This is a genomic window from Sinorhizobium sp. RAC02 (assembly GCF_001713395.1).
Lineage (GTDB): Bacteria > Pseudomonadota > Alphaproteobacteria > Rhizobiales > Rhizobiaceae > Shinella.
In genome coordinates, this window is record NZ_CP016452.1 from 2068271 (window position 1) to 2086588 (window position 18318).

At 61.7% G+C, this 18318-nt stretch carries 16 protein-coding genes and 1 pseudogene; 2 read left to right on the forward strand and 15 right to left on the reverse strand.

Annotation, left to right across the window (positions count from 1 at the left end; all coding sequences use genetic code 11):
• The first annotated feature begins 37 nt into the window (after positions 1-37).
• Positions 38-1246, forward strand: a complete 1209-nt coding sequence (locus BSY16_RS30630) for an MFS transporter (protein ID WP_069063495.1) — start codon at positions 38-40, stop codon at positions 1244-1246.
• A 37-nt stretch (positions 1247-1283) separates the two neighbouring features.
• Here the strand turns inward: BSY16_RS30630 and repC are convergent.
• The 9 genes and pseudogenes from repC to BSY16_RS30670 all read right to left on the reverse strand — a co-directional run.
• Positions 1284-1418: pseudogene (repC, locus tag BSY16_RS31805) on the reverse strand (replication initiation protein RepC); the annotation flags it as partial.
• 98 nt (positions 1419-1516) lie between these two features.
• The gene (locus tag BSY16_RS30635; protein ID WP_069063496.1) at positions 1517-2713 is read right to left on the reverse strand and encodes a M20 metallopeptidase family protein; all 1197 of its coding nucleotides are present in this window, start codon (positions 2711-2713) and stop codon (positions 1517-1519) included.
• Between the two features lie 49 nt (positions 2714-2762).
• Entirely contained in the window at positions 2763-3764 is a 1002-nt protein-coding gene (locus tag BSY16_RS30640) for an ABC transporter ATP-binding protein (RefSeq protein WP_069063497.1), read from the reverse strand.
• Positions 3761-4741 (reverse strand): ABC transporter ATP-binding protein, encoded by a 981-nt coding sequence (locus BSY16_RS30645; protein WP_069063498.1) that lies wholly within the window; start codon positions 4739-4741, stop codon positions 3761-3763. The genes BSY16_RS30640 and BSY16_RS30645 overlap by 4 nt, the downstream gene beginning before the upstream one ends.
• Positions 4738-5652, reverse strand: coding sequence for an ABC transporter permease (locus tag BSY16_RS30650; protein WP_069063499.1), 915 nt, complete (start codon positions 5650-5652; stop codon positions 4738-4740). Before BSY16_RS30650 ends, BSY16_RS30645 begins: the two co-directional genes overlap by 4 nt.
• 3 nt (positions 5653-5655) lie before the next feature.
• Positions 5656-6630, reverse strand: coding sequence for an ABC transporter permease (locus BSY16_RS30655; protein ID WP_069063500.1), 975 nt, complete (start codon positions 6628-6630; stop codon positions 5656-5658).
• A 212-nt stretch (positions 6631-6842) separates the two neighbouring features.
• Positions 6843-8453, reverse strand: coding sequence for a gamma-glutamyltransferase (gene ggt / locus BSY16_RS30660; RefSeq protein WP_069063501.1), 1611 nt, complete (start codon positions 8451-8453; stop codon positions 6843-6845).
• Positions 8450-9304: an alpha/beta hydrolase family protein gene (locus BSY16_RS30665; protein ID WP_069063502.1), complete on the reverse strand. Its 855-nt coding sequence runs from the start codon at positions 9302-9304 to the stop codon at positions 8450-8452. Before BSY16_RS30665 ends, ggt begins: the two co-directional genes overlap by 4 nt.
• 62 nt (positions 9305-9366) lie before the next feature.
• Positions 9367-10941, reverse strand: coding sequence for an ABC transporter substrate-binding protein (locus tag BSY16_RS30670; RefSeq protein ID WP_069063503.1), 1575 nt, complete (start codon positions 10939-10941; stop codon positions 9367-9369).
• A gap of 200 nt (positions 10942-11141) precedes the next feature.
• On the opposite strand from BSY16_RS30670, the gene BSY16_RS30675 reads away from it, so the two are divergent.
• A complete protein-coding gene (locus tag BSY16_RS30675) occupies positions 11142-11894 on the forward strand; it encodes an IclR family transcriptional regulator (RefSeq protein ID WP_150130198.1) in 753 nt (250 codons plus the stop codon).
• A 418-nt stretch (positions 11895-12312) separates the two neighbouring features.
• Here BSY16_RS30675 and BSY16_RS30680 read toward each other — a convergent pair whose 3' ends face one another.
• From BSY16_RS30680 to BSY16_RS30705, 6 genes are all read right to left on the reverse strand, one after another.
• On the reverse strand, positions 12313-13305 hold the full coding sequence (locus BSY16_RS30680) for a branched-chain amino acid ABC transporter permease (RefSeq protein WP_150130199.1): 993 nt from the start codon (positions 13303-13305) through the stop codon (positions 12313-12315).
• 7 nt (positions 13306-13312) lie between these two features.
• Entirely contained in the window at positions 13313-14200 is an 888-nt protein-coding gene (locus tag BSY16_RS30685; protein ID WP_069063506.1) for a branched-chain amino acid ABC transporter permease, read from the reverse strand.
• Between the two features lies 1 nt (position 14201).
• On the reverse strand, positions 14202-14927 hold the full coding sequence (locus BSY16_RS30690) for an ABC transporter ATP-binding protein (RefSeq protein WP_069063507.1): 726 nt from the start codon (positions 14925-14927) through the stop codon (positions 14202-14204).
• Entirely contained in the window at positions 14911-15660 is a 750-nt protein-coding gene (locus BSY16_RS30695) for an ABC transporter ATP-binding protein (protein ID WP_069063508.1), read from the reverse strand. The genes BSY16_RS30690 and BSY16_RS30695 overlap by 17 nt, the downstream gene beginning before the upstream one ends.
• Before the next feature lie 68 nt (positions 15661-15728).
• Positions 15729-16943, reverse strand: coding sequence for an ABC transporter substrate-binding protein (locus BSY16_RS30700; RefSeq protein ID WP_286157295.1), 1215 nt, complete (start codon positions 16941-16943; stop codon positions 15729-15731).
• Positions 16944-16991: 48 nt separating this feature from the next.
• Positions 16992-18305 (reverse strand): M20 family metallopeptidase, encoded by a 1314-nt coding sequence (locus BSY16_RS30705; RefSeq protein ID WP_069063510.1) that lies wholly within the window; start codon positions 18303-18305, stop codon positions 16992-16994.
• Positions 18306-18318 lie beyond the last annotated feature (13 nt).

Here is an 18318-nt window from a genome sequence, read left to right on the forward strand (position 1 = left end):
CCGTCTAGCGTTCTCTCAACAGTTTTGGAGACAGCAGATGAATAGCAATCAAGAGACAACCGGCTTTCGTGCCGACGACGGCCATACCAAGTCTGCCTGGGCGGGCGTGATTTCTCTCTCGCTCGGCGTGTTCGGCCTGGTCACGGCGGAGTTTCTGCCGGCCAGCCTGCTGACGCCGATGTCGCATGACCTCGGCGTCAGCATCGGCGCGGCCGGACAATCGGTAACGATGACAGCGGTCGTCGGCGCGATTGCCGGCCCTGCCATCGTGGTCGGCACGAGCCGCTTCGATCGGCGCTATACGCTTCTGGGGCTCACCGCGCTGCTGATCCTGTCCAGCCTCATCACCGCCTTCTCCAGCGGGCTGCCCATGTTGCTTTTCTCGCGCGCGTTGCTTGGCATCGGCCTTGGCGGTTTCTGGGCCATGTCACTGGCTCTGGCGATGCGGCTGGTACCTGAACGGCTGATGCCGAGGGCGATGGCTATCATCATGGGCGGCGTATCCGCCGCAACGGTCTGCGCAGCGCCTGTTGGCGCCTGGATAGGCGAAATCATGGGATGGCGGTTCGCCTTCGTCATCACGGCCATACTCGGCGTGCTTGCGCTTCTGACACAGGCGATCACGCTGCCTGCCATGCCGTCCACCGGTCCGGCCAACCTCGGCACGATGGCCACCGTCCTGCGTCGCCCCGCCATCCGCATCGGGCTCTTGACCATACTGCTCGTTGTCGCCGGCCACTTCGCCGGGTTTACCTTCATACGCCCGTTCCTGGAGAATGTGCCGCATTTTGGCGTCGAAGGCATTTCGGGAATTCTGCTGGCCTTCGGCATCGGTGGTTTCTTCGGTAACTTTGCTGGCGGTTTTATTTCCGAGCGCAACACCGCCTTGTCGATGACGCTTGCGGCAGCTGGCATCGCCATCACAGCCTTCGTGCTGAGCTTTGCAGGCGCCTCGCCGGTCGTCGCCACCGTCGCCACGACGCTCTGGGGCTTTGCCTTTGGCGCGCTTCCCGTCAGCGTCCAGAGCTTCGTCACCCAGGCGGCATCCGATGAACCGGAGAGTGCCGGCGCATTGACGCTGACGACCTTCCAGATCGCCATTTCGAGCGGTGCGGTGTTCGGGGGCCTGATCGTCGGAAGCCATGGTCCGGCCGGGGTTTTCGCCTTCGCCGGATTGTCCGCCATGCTCGGCGCCACCCTGATCGGGTTTGCGAGCCGCACGCGGCTGGCGGCAGCTGCCGGATAGGACACGAACTCAGAAGTCGAATGATCAGCCAGTCGTGTCATCCCGTGACGTGCTCCGGCTGACCATTCGCCCTCATCAACGCCATCAACATCAGGCCGAGCGGGAGCTCTCCTCGCTCGGTCCTGCGCGTCAGATCTCGCAGATAACCGCCGACTGAATTGATCTGCCCTCCCGGGCTTGTCGCGTAGCTGAGCTTGGTAGAGAGGGAGGGTGGCCGCGGCTGAGATCAAGAAGGTTTCAGTGCGCCATAGCGTGCGAGATGAGTAGTGCTCAGCTTAGAAGATCAACCGCCGCCCTCGCGAGCGCCAGCGTCCCGAAGGCGATCGATCGCTCGTCCGGCTGATAGTCGGGATTGTGCACCTTGTCCGAGCGACCTGGCTGCGAGGAGCCGACAAGCAGCCGGAACGAGGGAACCATCTGCGCGATCAGCGCAAAGTCCTCGCCGCCCATACTCGGTTCATAATCGAACGCCACGTCGCCGAGCTGGGTGTTGATGGAGGCGAGCGTCCGCTGGAGCATGCCCGGATCGTTGAAAATGGGGGGCGTGCCGCGCCTGTAGGTGAAGTCGCAACCTGCCCGGAACCCCAACGCCGCACCCTCACAAAGGCGACGCAAACCGGCCTCCGCCGCGTCGCGAGCCTCCGGCTGCCGGCTGCGCACGGTGCCTTTCAGCTCGCAGCTTTCGGGGATGATGTTTCTTGCCTCTCCCGCATGGATCGAGCCGACCGTCACCACGCAGGCATCGAGTGCCCGCACGTCGCGCGACACGATGGTCTGCAACTGGCCGATCAGTTGGGCGGCGATGACGATGGGGTCGATGGCGTCGTAGGCGCGCGCCGCATGCCCGCCTTTACCGCGTACGGTGATGTCGAAGGAATCGACCGCGGAGTTGGCGTAGCCGTGCACGATGCCGAACTGGCCGGCCGCAATTTCGGGCCGGTTGTGCAGGCTGAGAGCCATGTCGACGCCCTCCATCACCCCGTCGGCGATCATTTCCTTCGCGCCGCCGATAGCCTCCTCGGCCGGCTGAAAGATCAGCCGGACATTGCCGACCAGCCGGTTTTCCAGGCGCTTCAGCACGGCCCCGACTGCTAGCACCGTTGCGGTGTGGAGATCATGGCCGCAGGCATGCATGCGGTTCGGAATCTTGCTCGCATAGTCAAGGCCGGTCTGCTCCTGCATCGGCAGGGCGTCCATGTCCGCCCGGATCAGCAAGGTCGGGCCGGGCCGCTTGCCGCGGATATGCCCGACGACACCCGTGCGGCCGACACCGGTCTGGTGTTCGATGCCAAGGTTTGCCAGGGTTTCCGCAACGAGGGCCGCGGTCCTCACCTCCTCGAAGGCGATTTCCGGATATTCGTGGATACGCCGGCGGATATCGATGAAGCGCGCTTCGTTCTCCTCGACGATGGCGGCAATCAGCGACGTCACGTCATTGACGCCGGAAGCGGAATTTGTTTCAGCCATGGCTGGCCTCCAGTCTCTCGTATTGCAGTGTCGGATTTTGCGTCCCGTCTCAGCCGTTCAGATGGCAGGCCGACAGATGCTTCGGTGCCACTTCCTTGCGCACCGGAACCTCCACCCGGCAGCGATCGATGGCGAACGGACACCGCGGATGGAAATGACAGCCCTTGGGCGGGTCGAGCGGACTGGGCAGTTCGCCTTCCACGGACTTGAAGGCCCGCTTGCCGGTTTCGATGCGGGGAACCTCCGCAAGCAGGGCTTTCGTATAGGGATGATTGGGCCGCCGGAAGACCTCTTCCACCGGCGCTTCCTCGACGATCCGGCCGAGATACATGATCGCGACCCGGTCGGAAATGTGCTCCACCACGCCGAGGTCATGGCTGACAAAGAGATAGGTCAGATCAAGCTGGTCGCGCAGATCCATGAACAGGTTGATTACCTGGGCCTGGATGGACACGTCTAGGGCGGCGACGCTCTCGTCGCAGACGAGGAACTGCGGCTTGACGGCAAGCGCCCGCGCAATGTTGACGCGCTGGCGCTGGCCGCCCGAGAACTGGTGAGGGTAACGCGTCTTCATCGACGGATCGAACCCGGCTAAAGTCAGGTAGTTGTCCACATAGGACACGCGTTCCGCCGAGGTCGCCAGACCATGGGTTTTCGGCGCCTCGAAGACCAAGTCCTCGACCGTCATGCGCGGGTTGAGCGCGGCCATCGGGTTCTGGAAAATCATCTGCGTCGAAAGGCCAGTTTCCTTCCACTGGGCGGATGTCATGGTGTTGCGGTCCATGCCTTTCCACAGCACGCTGCCACCGGTCGGCTTGGCGATACCCGCGATGACGCGGCCGAGGGTCGATTTTCCGCAGCCGCTTTCGCCTACGAGACCGACGACCTCGCCACTGCGAATGCTGAGACTGACCTCGTCCAGCGCGTGAACGACGGGCGCGGGTTTTGCCAGTTTCAGGCCGAGCGCGATCCAGGCGGCCAGATCCGGCTTGGTGCCAAAGCGCTGCGATACATTTCTGGCTTCAATCAGGGGGGTGTCGACAGCCGTCATGGTGCAGATACTTTCGTCACGGGATGGATGCAGCGGAAAGACCGGTCGCCCTGTACCGCGAGATCCGGCATGGTCAGGCAGCCCTCGTCGGCCCACTCGCAGCGCGTGCGGAAGCTGCAACCTTGCGGGAGCCGGTTGAGAGCCGGCGTCATGCCGCTGATCTGGCGCAAGCGCTCTCCGCGCCTGTTCTGCGAAGGCACCGAGGCAATCAAGCCGGCAGTGTAGCGATGGCGGGGGTCGTTGAGGACATCGGAGACGGGTCCGGTTTCCACCAGCCGGCCTGCATACATGACGGCGATGTCATCGGCCAACCGGGAGACGATCGCCAGGTCGTGGGTGATCCAGATCACCGCGGTCTTCGATTTCTCGGCAAGCTTCTGGAACTCCGCGATGATCTGGCTCTGAATGGTGACGTCCAGCGCCGTCGTCGGTTCGTCGGCAATGATGAGGTCTGGCTTGTGCAAAAGGGCAATGGCGATGGCCACGCGCTGCCGCATGCCGCCGGAAAACTGGTGGGGATAGGCCGCAAGCCGTTCCTCCGGGCTCGGAATACCGACCAGGCCGAGGGCGTCGCGGGCGCGCTGACGCGCCATCTCCTTCGGCATGGTCTCATGGGCCAGCACGGCCTCGACCATCTGGGTGCCGACCGACAGGACGGGATTGAGCGTCATCGTCGGATCCTGGAACACCATGGCGATCCGCTTGCCGCGCAGGCGCCGCATTTCCTCTTCCGAGTTCCCGGCAATATCCACGCCGTCGAAGAGGATCTGGCCCGCGGCGATGCGGCCGGGCCGCTCCAAAAGCCGGATGATGGAAAAGCCGGTGACCGACTTTCCCGAGCCCGACTCGCCCACGAGGCCGAGCACGCGGCCACGCTCGATCGAGAACGACACGTCGTTGACCGCCCGCGTGCCGGGCTGTCCCTTGCCGCCACCGAACTCGGTTACCAGATTGCGGACCTGCAGCAGCGCGCTCATGATGCGTTCCTCGGATTGAGGACATCGCGCAGGCGGTCGCCGACAAGGTTGATGGCGACGATGGTGAGCAGGAGCGCGATGCCGGGAAAGAAGCTGATCCAGTAAAGCCCGGTCAGGAGATACTGGTATCCCGTCGAGATCAGCATGCCGAGCGACGGTTCGGTGACCGATGCGCCAAGGCCAAGGAAGGACAGCGTTGCCTCAAGGCCGATCGCGCGGGCCACCTGCATAGTGGCGATGACGATGACGGGCGCAAGACAGTTGGGAAGCAGGTGGCGGAAGAGAATACGCCAGCCCGGCAGACGCAGCATGCGCGCCGCCTCGATATATTCCTTCTCACGCTCGACAAGGGCCGTTGCACGCACGGTGCGGGCATAGGTCGCCCACTCGGCGATGATCAGCGCGATGACCACATTGATGACGCCCTTGCCGAGGACTGCGAGCAGCATCAGCGCCATCAGGATCGTCGGAAACGAAAGCTGCAGATCGACGAGGCGCATGATCACCGTTTCCGTCCGGCGCCCCATATAGGCGGCAAACAGCCCGGCCGTCGTGCCGATGGTGGCCGCCGCCAGAGCGGACAACACGCCGACCATCAGCGACGTACGAAGGCCGTAGAGGATGCCGGACAAGATGTCCCGCCCCTGGCTGTCCGTGCCGAGGTGGTAGACCAGGCCTGTCATCGATTCCGAGCCCGGCGGCAGGCGCCCGTCCATGATGTCGAGCTGCATCAGATCGTAGGGGTTCTGCGGCGATATCCAGGGCGCAAGGAGCGCCAGGCAACAGATGGCCAGAAGGGTGACGAAGCCGATGGCGGCGGCCGGTGAAGCGTAGAAGTCGACAATGCCCTTGGAAAGGCGGCTCGGCTCCGAAGCAGTCGTATCCGTATCGTGGGTGTTGTTTCCGGACATGGTCTAAGCCTTTGAATCCAGTCGGACCCGCGGATCCAGAAGGGTGTAACAGACGTCGATGATGAAGTTCAGGACGACGAAGAGCAGGACCATCATCATCAGGTAGGCGACGATGACGGGGCGATCGAGAAGGTTGATCGAATCGATGATCAGCTTGCCCATGCCCGGCCATGCAAAAATGCTTTCGGTGACCACCGAGAAAGCGATCAGCGAGCCGAATTCGAGCCCGATGATGGTCACCACCGGGATCATCAGGTTCTTCAGCACATGCACGGTGATCACCCGGCGCTCGCGCAGGCCTTTCGCGCGGGCAAACTTGATGTAGTCCTGCGGCAGCACCTCCTGCACACCGGCGCGCGTCAATCGCAGGATCAGCGATGTCTTGAACAAGGCGAGGTTGAAGGCTGGCAGGAGAAGATGCTTGATCCCGTCGCCGGTGAGGAACGACCATTTTATGCCTAACAGTTCCAGTGTCGGGCCGCGCCCATTGGTCGGCAACCAACCCAGCTCGACCGAAAAGACCATGATCAGCATCAAGCCGACCCAGAATGTCGGCAGCGAGAAGCCGAGGATTGAGCCGCTCATGATCAGTTTAGACGACACCCGGTTTGGATAGAGCCCGGCATAGAGACCAAGCGGCAGGCCGAAGACGAGGGCGATCAGCAAGGCGGTGATCGCCAGTTCGAGCGTAGCCGGCAGACGCTCCAGGATCAGCCCCATGGCCGGGCGACCATAGACAAAGCTGTTGCCGAAATCGCCTTGCAGCAAGCCTTGCAGGAACAACAGATATTGCTTCCAGAGCGGCTGATCGAGGCCGTAATGGGCAATCACGAGGGCGCGCTCTGCCTGATTGGCATCCGGGTTGATCAGGATATCGACCGGATTGCCGATGACGTTTACGCCGATGAACACGATTATCGTCATCGCAACGACGACAAACACCGCCTGTATCAACCGCCTGATTATCGACGTGACCATTGAACTCTCCTCCAAAGCACTTCCGGTGAAAACGGGATCACTTGCAATGCTTTCTCCCCTTGTTTTTATGCAAGTCCGGTCGCAAGGACTCGACGCGCCCCTGCTGCAACTGCTCTAGATTTCATTCGGCTCACAGCGAACCAGATGGACACCAGATTACTTTGTTTCCGTTCGTCTTTTCGGGAAAGCCGTCCCGCTTTTCCCGACAAACATTAAGCGACGGAGATCGCCATCCCGTCTCGTTGCGGATCGGCGGCGCCCCTTGAAACCCCATTCTCGATCCTGATCGCGTGCACGGCCCCAAAAGCATAGGTCTGGGGCGAGCGTGCGACCGGATACCCATCCGCGCGCAACGCATCCTCGACCGAATGGCGAATGCGGTTGCAGATATCGATGGTGTTGGAGACGCCCGCGATGCGCGGCGCGACGACTGCATCGAGCACCGGCATGTCGAAGTCGATCATGTTCATAAGGCATTGCGCGACGGACGGAGCGATATAGCTCCCCCCCGGCGCACCGATGACGATGCAGGGCTCGCCGTCCTTGAAGACGATCGTTGGGGCGGCGGAGCTTGGGCGCCGCTTTCCGGGCGCGATGGAACCGGGCTTGCCCGGAACCGGATTGAAGCGGCTCATCGTGCCGTTATACATGAAGCCGAGACCCTCCGTGATCGCGCCGGACGGGCTGCCCAGCGTGTGCGTCATGGCAACGGCATTGCCGTCCTTGTCGATAACCGAGATATGGGTCGTGTCGCGCTGCGAGCGGTCGAGACGCGAGACTGTCGCTCGTTCGCCGGCCTTGATCGACGCGGCAAGGGCTTTGGCGTGCTCACGCGATAGCAGTTTTTCGTAGGGCACCTCGACATAGGCGGGATCGCCCATATGGGCATCCTTGTCGATGGTCATTCTCTTCATGGCTTCGAAGAGGATGCGGATATGCTCGACGCTGCCATGCTGCATCGCGCCGACATCGAACTCTTCCATGATGTGCAGAAGTTCGAGCATGGGAAAGCCGGAGCCGGGTGGCGGCGACGTGGCGATGCGATGCCCGCGATACTCGCCCCAGACGGGTTCGACGCGCGATAGCTCGTATTCGGCCAGGTCCTGCCGGTCGATCAGGCCGCCATTGGCCTTGAAGTCGGCGGCGATCTGTTCGGCAATCTCGCCGTGGTAGAAGATGTCGGAGCCGCCGCTTCTCGCGATCCGCTCGAGAGTCTGCGCCATGTCCGTGTTGACGAGCAGATCGCCAATGTTCCGTACGCTGCCGTCTTCCTGGAAATAGACGCGCCGGCCGGTGGCGGAATAGCTGAGCTTGTCAATGGTGTTGGCAAAGCCGTCATTCGACTGGTCCTTGGTCCAGTACCAGTGCATGTGGCTCCGGATCATGAAGCCATCGCGCGCATAACGCACCGCCGGCGCGATGAGGTCGGCCCAGTCGAATGTGCCGTAATCCCGGAGCGCGGTCTCATAGCCCTTCAGCGATCCAGGCGTGCAGACCGCAAGATAGCCGATATCGGAAACGTTTCCTTCCAGCACATAGCCAAAGCCGTCGCGGCTTTCGTGCTTGATCGCGCCTTGCCACATGTCCGCCGTCGCCTTCAGCGGCGCGCGGGCGTAAAACTCCAGAATTTCGTGCACGCCCTTTTTCGGCATATGCACATGCATCGACCCGAACCCGCCGATGCCGGCCATCTGCGGATCCACGACACCCTGCACGAAGGCGCAGGCAAGCGCCGCATCTACGGCATTGCCGCCCCGCTCCAGGACATGGGCACCAGCTTCCACCGCCTCGGGCTGAGGCGCGACAATCGTTGCATTTCTCATTTTGCGCGATGGTCCTTCAATACCTTTGCCAGAAACGCCTTGACGTGGCCCAGCACCTTGATCCGGTCGTGGGAGACTCCCGGCACGCTGTTGAACGTCACATCCACGCCCGCATCGCGGAACGAGTTGGCGAGCGCGGCCAGACGCTCGGGGCGCGTCGCACCGGCATCGTTCGCGCCCTCCATGTAATATCTTCCGCCCGGCTTGTGGGTGATTTCCCAGGTCTCCAGATCGGCACCACCGACGACCATCTGCACCGGAACCTTGGCAAGCTCCTGCGGCTGGAACGGTTTGCCGAACCGCGTCTCCAGATCGCGAATGCCGATCCACCAGTCACGCGTCGGATCGAGAAGCGTCACCGAGCCTGGTGCGCCGATCGATGCGGCCCAGAGTTTTTCCGGATGAAGGATCGCAAAGCGATGGGTGAAATGCCCGCCACCAGAAAAGCCGAACATGGCGAAGGTCGACCAGTCCTGGCCGTATTTGACGGCCACTTCCTCGACCATGGCGAGCACGACATGGTCGTAGCGGATGTCGCCTTCCTCGATGAACTTGTAGCCGGAGCGCGCGTCGTCGCCGAGTACGCCGACAGGGAAGATCGGACACAGGATGGCGCAGTCGTTGTAGAGACCGAACTCGGCAAAACCGTCGCGAAAATCAATAGCCGAGGTGCGGCCCGTGCCGTGCACCGCGACCAGAAGGTCGATTTTGCGGCCATCGACCGCCGTGGGCGGCACGTAGAGCAGCATATGAAGGCGCGGGTCGACTTTCGAGGCGAAGATCGCCGTCTGGCCATAGTCATAGATCGCCTTCGCCCGGGCATTGGCGTCGCCCGTTCCGAGTTCCTGCATGATTGTCTCCTGGGATATCCGATAGTTTGGGGGCCGCTTGGTGCGGCCCCCGCAGCCTGCGATCAGTTCGCGGGCTTCACGTCATAGGCGAGCGTGTACTTGTCGCCGCGCGGGGTGTAGGCAACCGTCTTCTTGGCGCCGAGCACGACGTTCTCGTAGTGCATGGGCAGGATCCAGAGATTGCCGAAGGTCAGTGTCGACAATTCCTGCAGCAGCGGGTTGCGTTCCGCCTCGTCCAGCGTGGAGCTGGCGCGGGCGAGCACGTCGTCGATCTTCGGATCCGAAACGCCGCCGCCATTGTAGCGCCCGGTGCCCTTAGCCTCGTCGCGCGTGGCGACCAGGGCGACGGTCGGATTGGTCGTCTCGCCGGTGTTGACGCCCCACGAGCCGAGATAGGTGCTGTAGGCGCCTTCCGAATAGGCCTCCGAATACATCGCCCAGGGCAATACCTCGACCTTGGACTGAATGCCGATGCGCGTGAACATCTGGCCGATGGCCTGGAGTACCTCGGCGTCCTTGACGTAGCGGCCGTTGGGGCCGTGCAACGTCAGGCTGAAGCCGTCCGGATAACCTGCCTCGGCCAGAAGTGCCTTGGCGGCGGCCGGGTCGTAGGCGACTTTCTCGACCTTGTCGCTGTAGCCGGCATATCCCTCGGCAACGAACTGGTCGGCGACGGTGCCGTTCTTCTGCATGACCCGGTCGACGATCGCCGGGCGATTGATCGACATCAGCATGGCCCGGCGGACCTTGGTATCCTTGAGCGGGTTCTTGCCAAGGTCAGATCCGTCTGCGGCCTTGATGAAGGGCGAGGCATCACGGCTGACGTCCATGCCGAGATAGACGAGGCGCGACGACTGACCGTTGATGACCTGCAGCGTATCGCTCGTCTCGACGCGGGCCATGCCGTCGGCCGGAAGCGCCTCGATGACGTCGATCTCGTTCGATAGCAGTGATGCCAGCCGGGCGCCGTCATCGGGTAGAAAGCGCAGGGTGACGTTCGACCAGTGCGAGGCGCCGGCGAAATAGCCGTCGTTGCGCTTCAGCGTCAGGTCGCTACCCGGCGAATAGGACACGAAGGAATAGGCCCCCGTTCCGACCGCACACTTGCCGCTGTCGAAATCCTGCACCGGTGCATCCTTGCAGTCGGCGCTGATAATGCGGATACGGCTGACCGAGTTCAGGATGAGCGGATCAGGAACCTTGGTTTCGACGATGACGGTGAGTGGATCCTTGGCGGTCACGTTCGCGATGTTGCGGGTGTAGGAGGCAAAACCCTGGCTCGGCTTGTCGCGGGCCCGCAGCAGGGAGGCCACGACATCGTCGGCGTTGAACTCGCTGCCGTCGTGAAATTTTACGCCGGCGCGCAGCTTGAATTCCCAGTGTGTGGGGTCGACAGCCTTCCATTCGGTGGCCAGTTCCGGGTCGTTTGCCGATGTGCCGGTGAGGTTGATCAAGCTGTCCCAGACGTGACGGGACGTGGCGTTGTTCGGCGCAGAGCTGTCCTCATGCGGATCGAGGGTCGTCGGCGTGGTCGACATGCCTATCATCAGGGGGCTCTCCTGCGCTACGACCAATGCAGGAACGGCGATGGTACCGAGCAGCGCAATGGCGGCCCGCGTCAATATCTTTGCGGTCATCTTTACAATCCCAGTTGGAGTTTCCTGCCGGTCTAGCGCCAGCCTGACGAGCGGTTCTCAGCCTCTCTTGGAAAAAACGTAAGTTCCCTGGGTGCATATTGTCAAATAGAAAACCAGCGTGTTACGATAGATGAAACACATCGTTCCAGGCTGAAATGCGACTGTTTCCGCGACGAAAACGCTCCGCGAAAGATGAGAAAATGTTGGAAAAAAGCTCTACTGTTCAGGCAGTTGATGTTTGCATCGATGTGCTCCTCGATGTGGCAAAGAACCCAGACTGTCGGCTGGCCGACATTGCCAAGAGCACCGGTGAAACCAAGCCAAGAATCTTGCGAATGTTACGCACAATGGAATGCCGCGGGCTGGTCCGCAAGAGCAGCAGCGGGACCTATCGCCTTGGCAACACTGCCATCGTGCTCGGCACGGCCGCCTCGACCCAGGTCGACCTGGTCAGAATTGCAAACCCGATCCTGGAACAGCTCGGGCAGAAGGTGAATGAAACGACCCAGCTGAGGATCATCGACAACGGTGAATCCCTGTGCATCGCCAAATTCGAGCCGACGCGCGACCTGCGTGTGCATTCGATGATCGGACGGCGCCGGCCGCTTTATGCGGGCTCCTACAAGGTGCTCCTCGCCTACCTGCCACCGCAGGTCCAGGCCCAGATGATCCCGGAAAAACTCGAGCGGTTCACACCCCGGACGATCACTAGCCGTGCAAAGCTGGACGCCGAGCTGAAGCGCATCCGCGAGGCCGGCCATTGCGTCAGCCGCGGCGAGGTCAGCGATCAGCTCGTGTCGGTCTCCGTCCCGGTTCTAGCCTTCGACGGCTCGGTGATCGCCGCCGTGAACGTCGCCGCCCCGGCCTTTCGCACGCAGGACACCGATGTCCAGCGCTACGTCGCCCTGCTGAAGGACGCCGCCAGGAAAATATCCGAAGGCCTCGGCTGGTAGTGAGCTATGGGGTTCTGTCACGAACCAAATCGGAATTTGTTTCTAAGATACACTCATTGGCCAAGGGCCAGCATTTCAGGCGAACGTCTCCTTTGAGACTCGCGGCAATGCAAGGAACGAGACACTCTTCCCATTCGTTTCGGTTCCGTACCTGAAGCAGAACTACATGGACATCGCGATGTAGTTTGATCGCTCCACTGGGACAGTCACGATCAACGCGGAGGCAAAGCCAAGCCGCCGCGCTTGCGCGCGTGTCCCCGGAAGGGGTGAATCGTGAAGACCCGAACCTGGGCCAGGCCGCCATTCAAGGAAGCGGAATTGGGGCGCGCTCCGGTGGCAGTTCATTTGTCGCGCCGTTCTTGCGCGCGATCCGCAGTGGGCAACGATTTCTCTTGTCGTTTTGCATCTAAGCAATGGTTCACCTACGGCCTAACTCTTCAGATCGTTCGGGGGTGGTGTCGGCCGGCTTGGCGGGCCTCGCGAACATGTTGGACGATATCTGCGCCAATCCACCGGGAAAGAAGCGGAGCACCAGGATGATGCCGACCGCGAGCAGCATGTGTTTGGTCGCCTTGAGATCGGGGAACTGTTCAAGATACTCGCTGATCATGACGATCCCGACCGCCGCGACCGCAGGGCCGACGATGCTGCCGGCGCCCCCCACCAGAAGCATCGTGAGGATCAGCGTCGAGGTGCTGAAGGAGAAGACTTCCGGCGCGGCGACGCGGAAGTAGATGCAGTAGAGCGCGCCGGCAATACCGGTAGGAATGGCGCTGATAACCAGCATCGTCAGCCGGATGCGTGTCTGGTCGATCCCGCGCGCAGCGGCGTATTCCGGGTTGTCGCGCACGGCCCGCGCCGTCTTGCCGAGAGACGACCGCGCGATCGCGATAAGAGCCGCTATGCAGGCAAGGGAAAGGACAAGGGAGACATAATAGTAGCCGAGCCGTTGATCGCGGGCGAGGTTGTAGTCACCGATCCGGAGGCTCGGTACGCGTACGATGCCGCCGGCTCCACCGGTGAGATCGCCCTGGCTCATCACGACCTGCAGGCAAAGCTGCGAGAAGGCAAAGGTGACGAGCACAACATAGATGCCGCGCAGCCGAAGCGTCGGCGCCGCCACGACCAACGCAGCCAGCGCGGCGACGATACCGGCGATTGGAATGACCAACCATGGATCGACGCCGACCTGCGTGGTCAGGATTCCGGCCGTATAGACGCCGAGCCCGAAGAAGGCGATATGGCCGAAATTGAAGAGGCCGGTGAGACCGAGCGTCAGGTCCCAGCTCGCAGCGACGATCGCAAAGAGAAAGGCCAGGATGAAAAGATGACGAATGTACGGCCCTTGCAGGACGAGCGGCAGCAGCAACAACATGAGGACTGCGGCGATGGCGAGCGGTCGGTTGATCATATCCACCTCATAGCGACGACGGGTTTTTTGCACCGAACAGGCCTTGCGGCCTAAACAGCAGGACCAGAACCATCAGCAGGAACAGCATGGACGGCGTCCAGTAGATACCGACCGTAAAAATGAGGATCGCTTCGAGGAAGCCGATGACATAGGCCGCCCCGATCGAGCCGCCGACGGAGCCCAGCCCGCCGAAGATCACGACAATCAAGGCCTTCATAAGCGGGTCGGCGCCCATGGTCGGTGTCATCAGCCGCACCCCGGCAAGCAGCATGCCAGCGAGGCCGGCAAGCGCTGCCGCAAGCCCGAAGGAGACGAGAAACATCCTCGTGACCGGAATGCCGATCAGTTGCGCAGACTTCTGGTTCTGCCCCACCGCCCGGATCGCCCGGCCGATCTGGGTATGGTTGAGCACAAAGAACAGCGCCATGAGGATGACCGGCGCGACAAGCACGATGATCAACTCCTGCCGGGAGATGTTCACCAATCCATAGGAGATGTTTCCGCCAATTAGCGGCTCCAACTGCTTCAGCCGCGGCCCCCAGACGGTCAGCACGCCGTTTTCCAGGAAAGTCAGGCCCGCAAGCGTGGTCATGATGGTGACGAGCACCATGTCGTCGCGGCCATAGAAGGGACGGATCAGCAGATATTCGAACGCCGCGCCGATGGCGGCCATGACGACGAGCGCGATGAGAATCGAGTATCCTACCCATAGGCCGGGGCCCAGGCGCTGGGCGATTTCATAGGCCACATAGGCCCCGACAGTCATCGAGACGCCATGGGCGAAATTGAAGATGCCGAGTGTCGTCCACACCATCGACAACCCACTCGCCATCAGGGCGTAGAGGGAGCCGAGCACGAGGCCGCTGACGAGGATCGAGACAATGATATCAGCCATGTCAGTGCCCCGTCATCCCAAAATACTCCTTCATGACATCGGCATGGCCGAAGCTGTCGCTACCGACCTCGATTGTGCGGGCGACCACGCCGTGATTGACGAGGTAGAGCCGCGAGGCGAGCCGCAGCAGGAAATCGATATCCTGCTCGACCACGAGAAGCGGCATGCCGCCCTCGGCGATGCGCGCGATCGCCGCTGCAAGTTCGTCCTTCAATCGCGGCGAAAGGCCGAGTGTTGGCTCGTCCAGAATGAGGAGGCGCGGACAGGCCATCAGCCCGACGGCGAGGTTCAGCATCTGCCGCTCGCCGCCCGAAAGCGTGCCACATTTCTGCCGGCGCCGTTCCGCCAGCCGCGGAAAAAGCGCCTCCACCATTTCGATGTTCTGCCGCATGCGGGCTCTTGCCCGACGGGAATAGGCACCGAGTGCGAGAACCTCGCCGACCATCATGTCGGAAAACAGCCGATTGCCCTGGGACACATGGATCAGGCCGATCTCGACGATGTCGCGCGGCGAGCGACCGGTTATGTCGCGCCCGTCGAAAGTGATCTTGCCGGATGCCGGTTTAATCAATCCGCTGATCGTTTCGAAAAGAGTCGTTTTGCCATGCCCGTTGGGGCCAAAGAGACCGATATTCTCGTCCTTAGCCATTTTGAACGATAGGCCGTTCAGAACCTGATGGTCACCATATCCCGCCGTCAGGTCTTCGACTTCAAGAAGCGTGTGCATGGCTCGCTTGCCCTCCGAGATAGGCGCTGATGACGCGCTCGTCGCGAACGACCACCTGAGGATCGCCCTGGCTCAGGATGCGCCCTTCATTAAGCACGATCAGCCGTTGTGCCACGGCCATGAGCAATGGCAGCACATGTTCGATGACAACGATCGTCAAGCCGCCGGCGTTGAGCTCGATCAACAGGTCGCGCAGGGCGTCGATCTCCGGCTTGGTGAGGCCGGAGGCCGGTTCGTCGAGCATCAGCAAGTGCGGTGAGGAGACAAGCGCGCTCGCGATCATCAGAAGCTTTCTGTCGAAGACCGAAAGGTCACCGGCCGTAAGGTGGAAGCGTTCGAGCGCGAAGCCGACTTTATCGAGCGCCGCCGCCGCAAGATCGCGCTTCTGCGAGACCGATATCGGGCCGCAACACCATGTGCCCATCATGACATTGTCAAATGCGGAGAGGGTCTTGAAATCGCTATCCTTCTGGAACGTGCGCACAAGGCCGAGGCGAGCGATCTCGAAGGGCTTCAGCCGCCCGACCGATTGACCGCGAAAGCGGATTTCGCCTGCGTCGCGGCCGAAGGGGATTCCAGTCAATATGTTGAAGAGCGTGCTCTTGCCGCTGCCGTTCGGGCCGGCAATACCGAGCACTTCGCCTTCACGGACGTCGAACGTGACGTCGTTCACCGCCACGAAGGCGCCAAAGCGCTTGGTGACGTTGCCGACATCGAGAAGAATTGCCGCCATCTGGTTCTCCTGGCTGGCTTTCGGACGATCGGGTAGTCCGGCGGCCGTGTTTACGGCCGCCGGCAACCTTACTTCTTCAGCCATGGTGGCGTCTGGAGCTCGCCGTCCGCCCAGCGTGTGGGGGACAGGAGCGCGCGCTTACCGTCCCAGACCTGGAAAATCTGCAGCGGCATGAAATCGTCTCCGGCGACGGCCAGGTGCGTCTTGGGGTCGAACGAAACGATGCCGAGGGCAGTGACGCGATCCTTGACGTCGCCGATCGCCTTGCTGACCGCGAGCCGATCCGCCGGGTCGACGCCCGCTGCAAGAATGTCGCGATAGATGTAGACCATTTCGTAGAGCGCCTGGGCATAGGTGCTTGCATCAATGTCATAGCGCGCTTTGTATGCCTTGTTTATCGCCGCCGCGCGCTCGTTTGGAAGCACGCCGATCATCGTGGAGGTGATGATGCCGGTCGCCTTCTCCTTGGTCAGCTCGAGATATTCGGGGACCGTCGGGGCATATTGGATGAAGACCAGCGATTGCGTCGGGTTCTCCAGGAACTGGCTGGTGAAAGTCGCCGCGTTGCCGGGCAGGTAATCCGTATTGACGATCACGGCCGGCGGATCCTGCCTGGTTTTGCTGAGGAACGCCCGCCAGTCATTGATTTCGCCGAACGGCACGACTTCCGTTGCCGTGATTTCCCAACCGCGCGCCTTGGCATCTTCCATCATGCCTTCATAGATCGATTTGGAGTAAGGGTTGTCGGAGGTGATGAAGGCGATCTTCTTGTTGGAAAGCGTCAGCTTCTTCTCGCTCTGCCAGCGCTCGATGACGGGCATGATGCCGGTTTCATAAAGATCGTAGGACGGAGCGAAGGACCAGATCGTCGGGAAATCGTCCGGCGCGTCTGCAATGATATCGGCGGTCTGTGTCGAGTTTCCGGCGAGGAAATAGGGCATGCCGGCCTCGGCCATCGCTTCAATCTCGAAGTTGGAAGCACTGGCATAGCCGGTCATGACCATGTTGACGCCTTCGTCGCTCAGCAGGCGCTCGACGGCACTGGTGACAGCGGAAGGGCCGAGGTCACGCGTATCGGCGACAGCGATTTCGAGCTTGTAGCCGTTGACACCACCAGCCGCGTTAATCTCCTCGACCGCAAGCGTAGCGCCTTGCTGGGTGTCCTGCCCGTCTGCCGCAGCACCGCCGGAAATTGGTGCCAATATGCCGATCCTGGCGATCTTCTCCTGCGCCAGCGCAGGCAAGGCAGCAAGCGCGCCGGATGACAGCGCTACTGTCAGCATGAATGTTCTTGTGATGTGTCGCATGCGTTCGGTTCCCTTGTTTTATGGCTATTTCGTTCCGCAAAAATCGATCGTCGCTGCGGCAATGACTTTCGCGGCTTCCACGAGGGATTCGATCGTGACGAATTCGTCAAAGCCATGCAGGCCGTCGCCGGCTGGCCCGTAGATGACGCCCGCGGCACCCGCGCCGGCATAGTGCGCGGCATCACACACGGCCTCGAAGCCACGAATCCGGAAGGGCTTGCCCAACGCCGTCTTGTGCCTTGCCAGCGAGGCGACGATCGGGTGGTCGACCGGCGTGTCCATCGGCGGGAAATAGAGATCGGCGAGATACCAGTCGATCGCGATCGGATTATCGCGCAGCCAGCGGTCCTGCTGGCAGAAGTGATGGATGAAGGCCTCGAATTCCGCCCGCACCTGCTCCGGAGATTCGTTCGGCAGGAACTTGAAATCGAGGTCGAGGACTGCGACATCGGGAATGATTGCGGGGTTGCCCATCACCATAGGCAGTCCGTCCGGGCCAAGACCAGCGCCGGCGCGCAACACGCCCGGATTGATCGTGTTCAGCCCCGGCGGCACAAGCGGATGATGGGTCGTGCGGCAGCGCATGCTTTCATAGTCGCGCAAGGCATTCAGGAAGCGAGCGGCGAGTTCGACGGCGTTGACCCCCGGCTGGATCCGGCCTGGTGAATTCGGCTGAGGCCAGACCTCATTGAAGCGCCAGCCGGCGTGGCCCTGCCGACCCTTGATGGTCAGGCGCACCCAGTGTAGGCCCCCCTCGCATGGCAGGATGTCGCCCCAGGTCGGCTCGGCAACCAGCACCGATTTGGCAAGCTTGCCTTTGGCTACCGCATCCATCGCGCCGAAACCACCGGCCTCTTCGTCAACAACAGCATGGATCGATAGCCGGCCATCAAGCGTCAGGCCCGCCTTGCGGATCGCCGCATAGGCTGCAACGCAAGCGGCAACGCCGCCCTTCATGTCGAGTGCACCGCGTCCGTAGAGCTTGCCCTCCTTGATTTCGCCGCCGAAGGGATCGACCGTCCATTTGCTTTCATCGCTGATTGGCACCGTATCGACGTGGCCGCAGAGGATAAGGCTCTTCTCCTCGTTCCCGGCAACCGTACCGACGAGATTGGGACGGTTTGGAAACACATCCCACTGCTCGCAGGAGAAGCCCAGATCTTCGAGTTCCGCCTGCAGACGCTTCTGGACGTCGGGCTCGCGGTTCTGCGCGGCATCCTGGAAGAATTTTGGATTGACGGACGGGATTCGTACCAGATCCTGTGTCAAACCGACGACATGGCTGCTATCCGCGTCGATGATGTCCCAAACCGCCTTGATGGCATCCTGCTTGTGCATGAAATATCCTCCT

Bases quoted from the DNA above. Each gene is read 5' to 3' on its own strand.
- BSY16_RS30630 (WP_069063495.1), top strand. From the start codon at position 38: ATGAATAGCAATCAAGAGACAACCGGCTTTCGTGCCGACGACGGCCAT.
- BSY16_RS30635 (WP_069063496.1), bottom strand. From the start codon at position 2,713: ATGGCTGAAACAAATTCCGCTTCCGGCGTCAATGACGTGACGTCGCTG.
- BSY16_RS30640 (WP_069063497.1), bottom strand. From the start codon at position 3,764: ATGACGGCTGTCGACACCCCCCTGATTGAAGCCAGAAATGTATCGCAG.
- BSY16_RS30645 (WP_069063498.1), bottom strand. From the start codon at position 4,741: ATGAGCGCGCTGCTGCAGGTCCGCAATCTGGTAACCGAGTTCGGTGGC.
- BSY16_RS30650 (WP_069063499.1), bottom strand. From the start codon at position 5,652: ATGTCCGGAAACAACACCCACGATACGGATACGACTGCTTCGGAGCCG.
- BSY16_RS30655 (WP_069063500.1), bottom strand. From the start codon at position 6,630: ATGGTCACGTCGATAATCAGGCGGTTGATACAGGCGGTGTTTGTCGTC.
- ggt (WP_069063501.1), bottom strand. From the start codon at position 8,453: ATGAGAAATGCAACGATTGTCGCGCCTCAGCCCGAGGCGGTGGAAGCT.
- BSY16_RS30665 (WP_069063502.1), bottom strand. From the start codon at position 9,304: ATGCAGGAACTCGGAACGGGCGACGCCAATGCCCGGGCGAAGGCGATC.
- BSY16_RS30670 (WP_069063503.1), bottom strand. From the start codon at position 10,941: ATGACCGCAAAGATATTGACGCGGGCCGCCATTGCGCTGCTCGGTACC.
- BSY16_RS30675 (WP_150130198.1), top strand. From the start codon at position 11,142: ATGTTGGAAAAAAGCTCTACTGTTCAGGCAGTTGATGTTTGCATCGAT.
- BSY16_RS30680 (WP_150130199.1), bottom strand. From the start codon at position 13,305: ATGATCAACCGACCGCTCGCCATCGCCGCAGTCCTCATGTTGTTGCTG.
- BSY16_RS30685 (WP_069063506.1), bottom strand. From the start codon at position 14,200: ATGGCTGATATCATTGTCTCGATCCTCGTCAGCGGCCTCGTGCTCGGC.
- BSY16_RS30690 (WP_069063507.1), bottom strand. From the start codon at position 14,927: ATGCACACGCTTCTTGAAGTCGAAGACCTGACGGCGGGATATGGTGAC.
- BSY16_RS30695 (WP_069063508.1), bottom strand. From the start codon at position 15,660: ATGGCGGCAATTCTTCTCGATGTCGGCAACGTCACCAAGCGCTTTGGC.
- BSY16_RS30700 (WP_286157295.1), bottom strand. From the start codon at position 16,943: ATGCTGACAGTAGCGCTGTCATCCGGCGCGCTTGCTGCCTTGCCTGCG.
- BSY16_RS30705 (WP_069063510.1), bottom strand. From the start codon at position 18,305: ATGCACAAGCAGGATGCCATCAAGGCGGTTTGGGACATCATCGACGCG.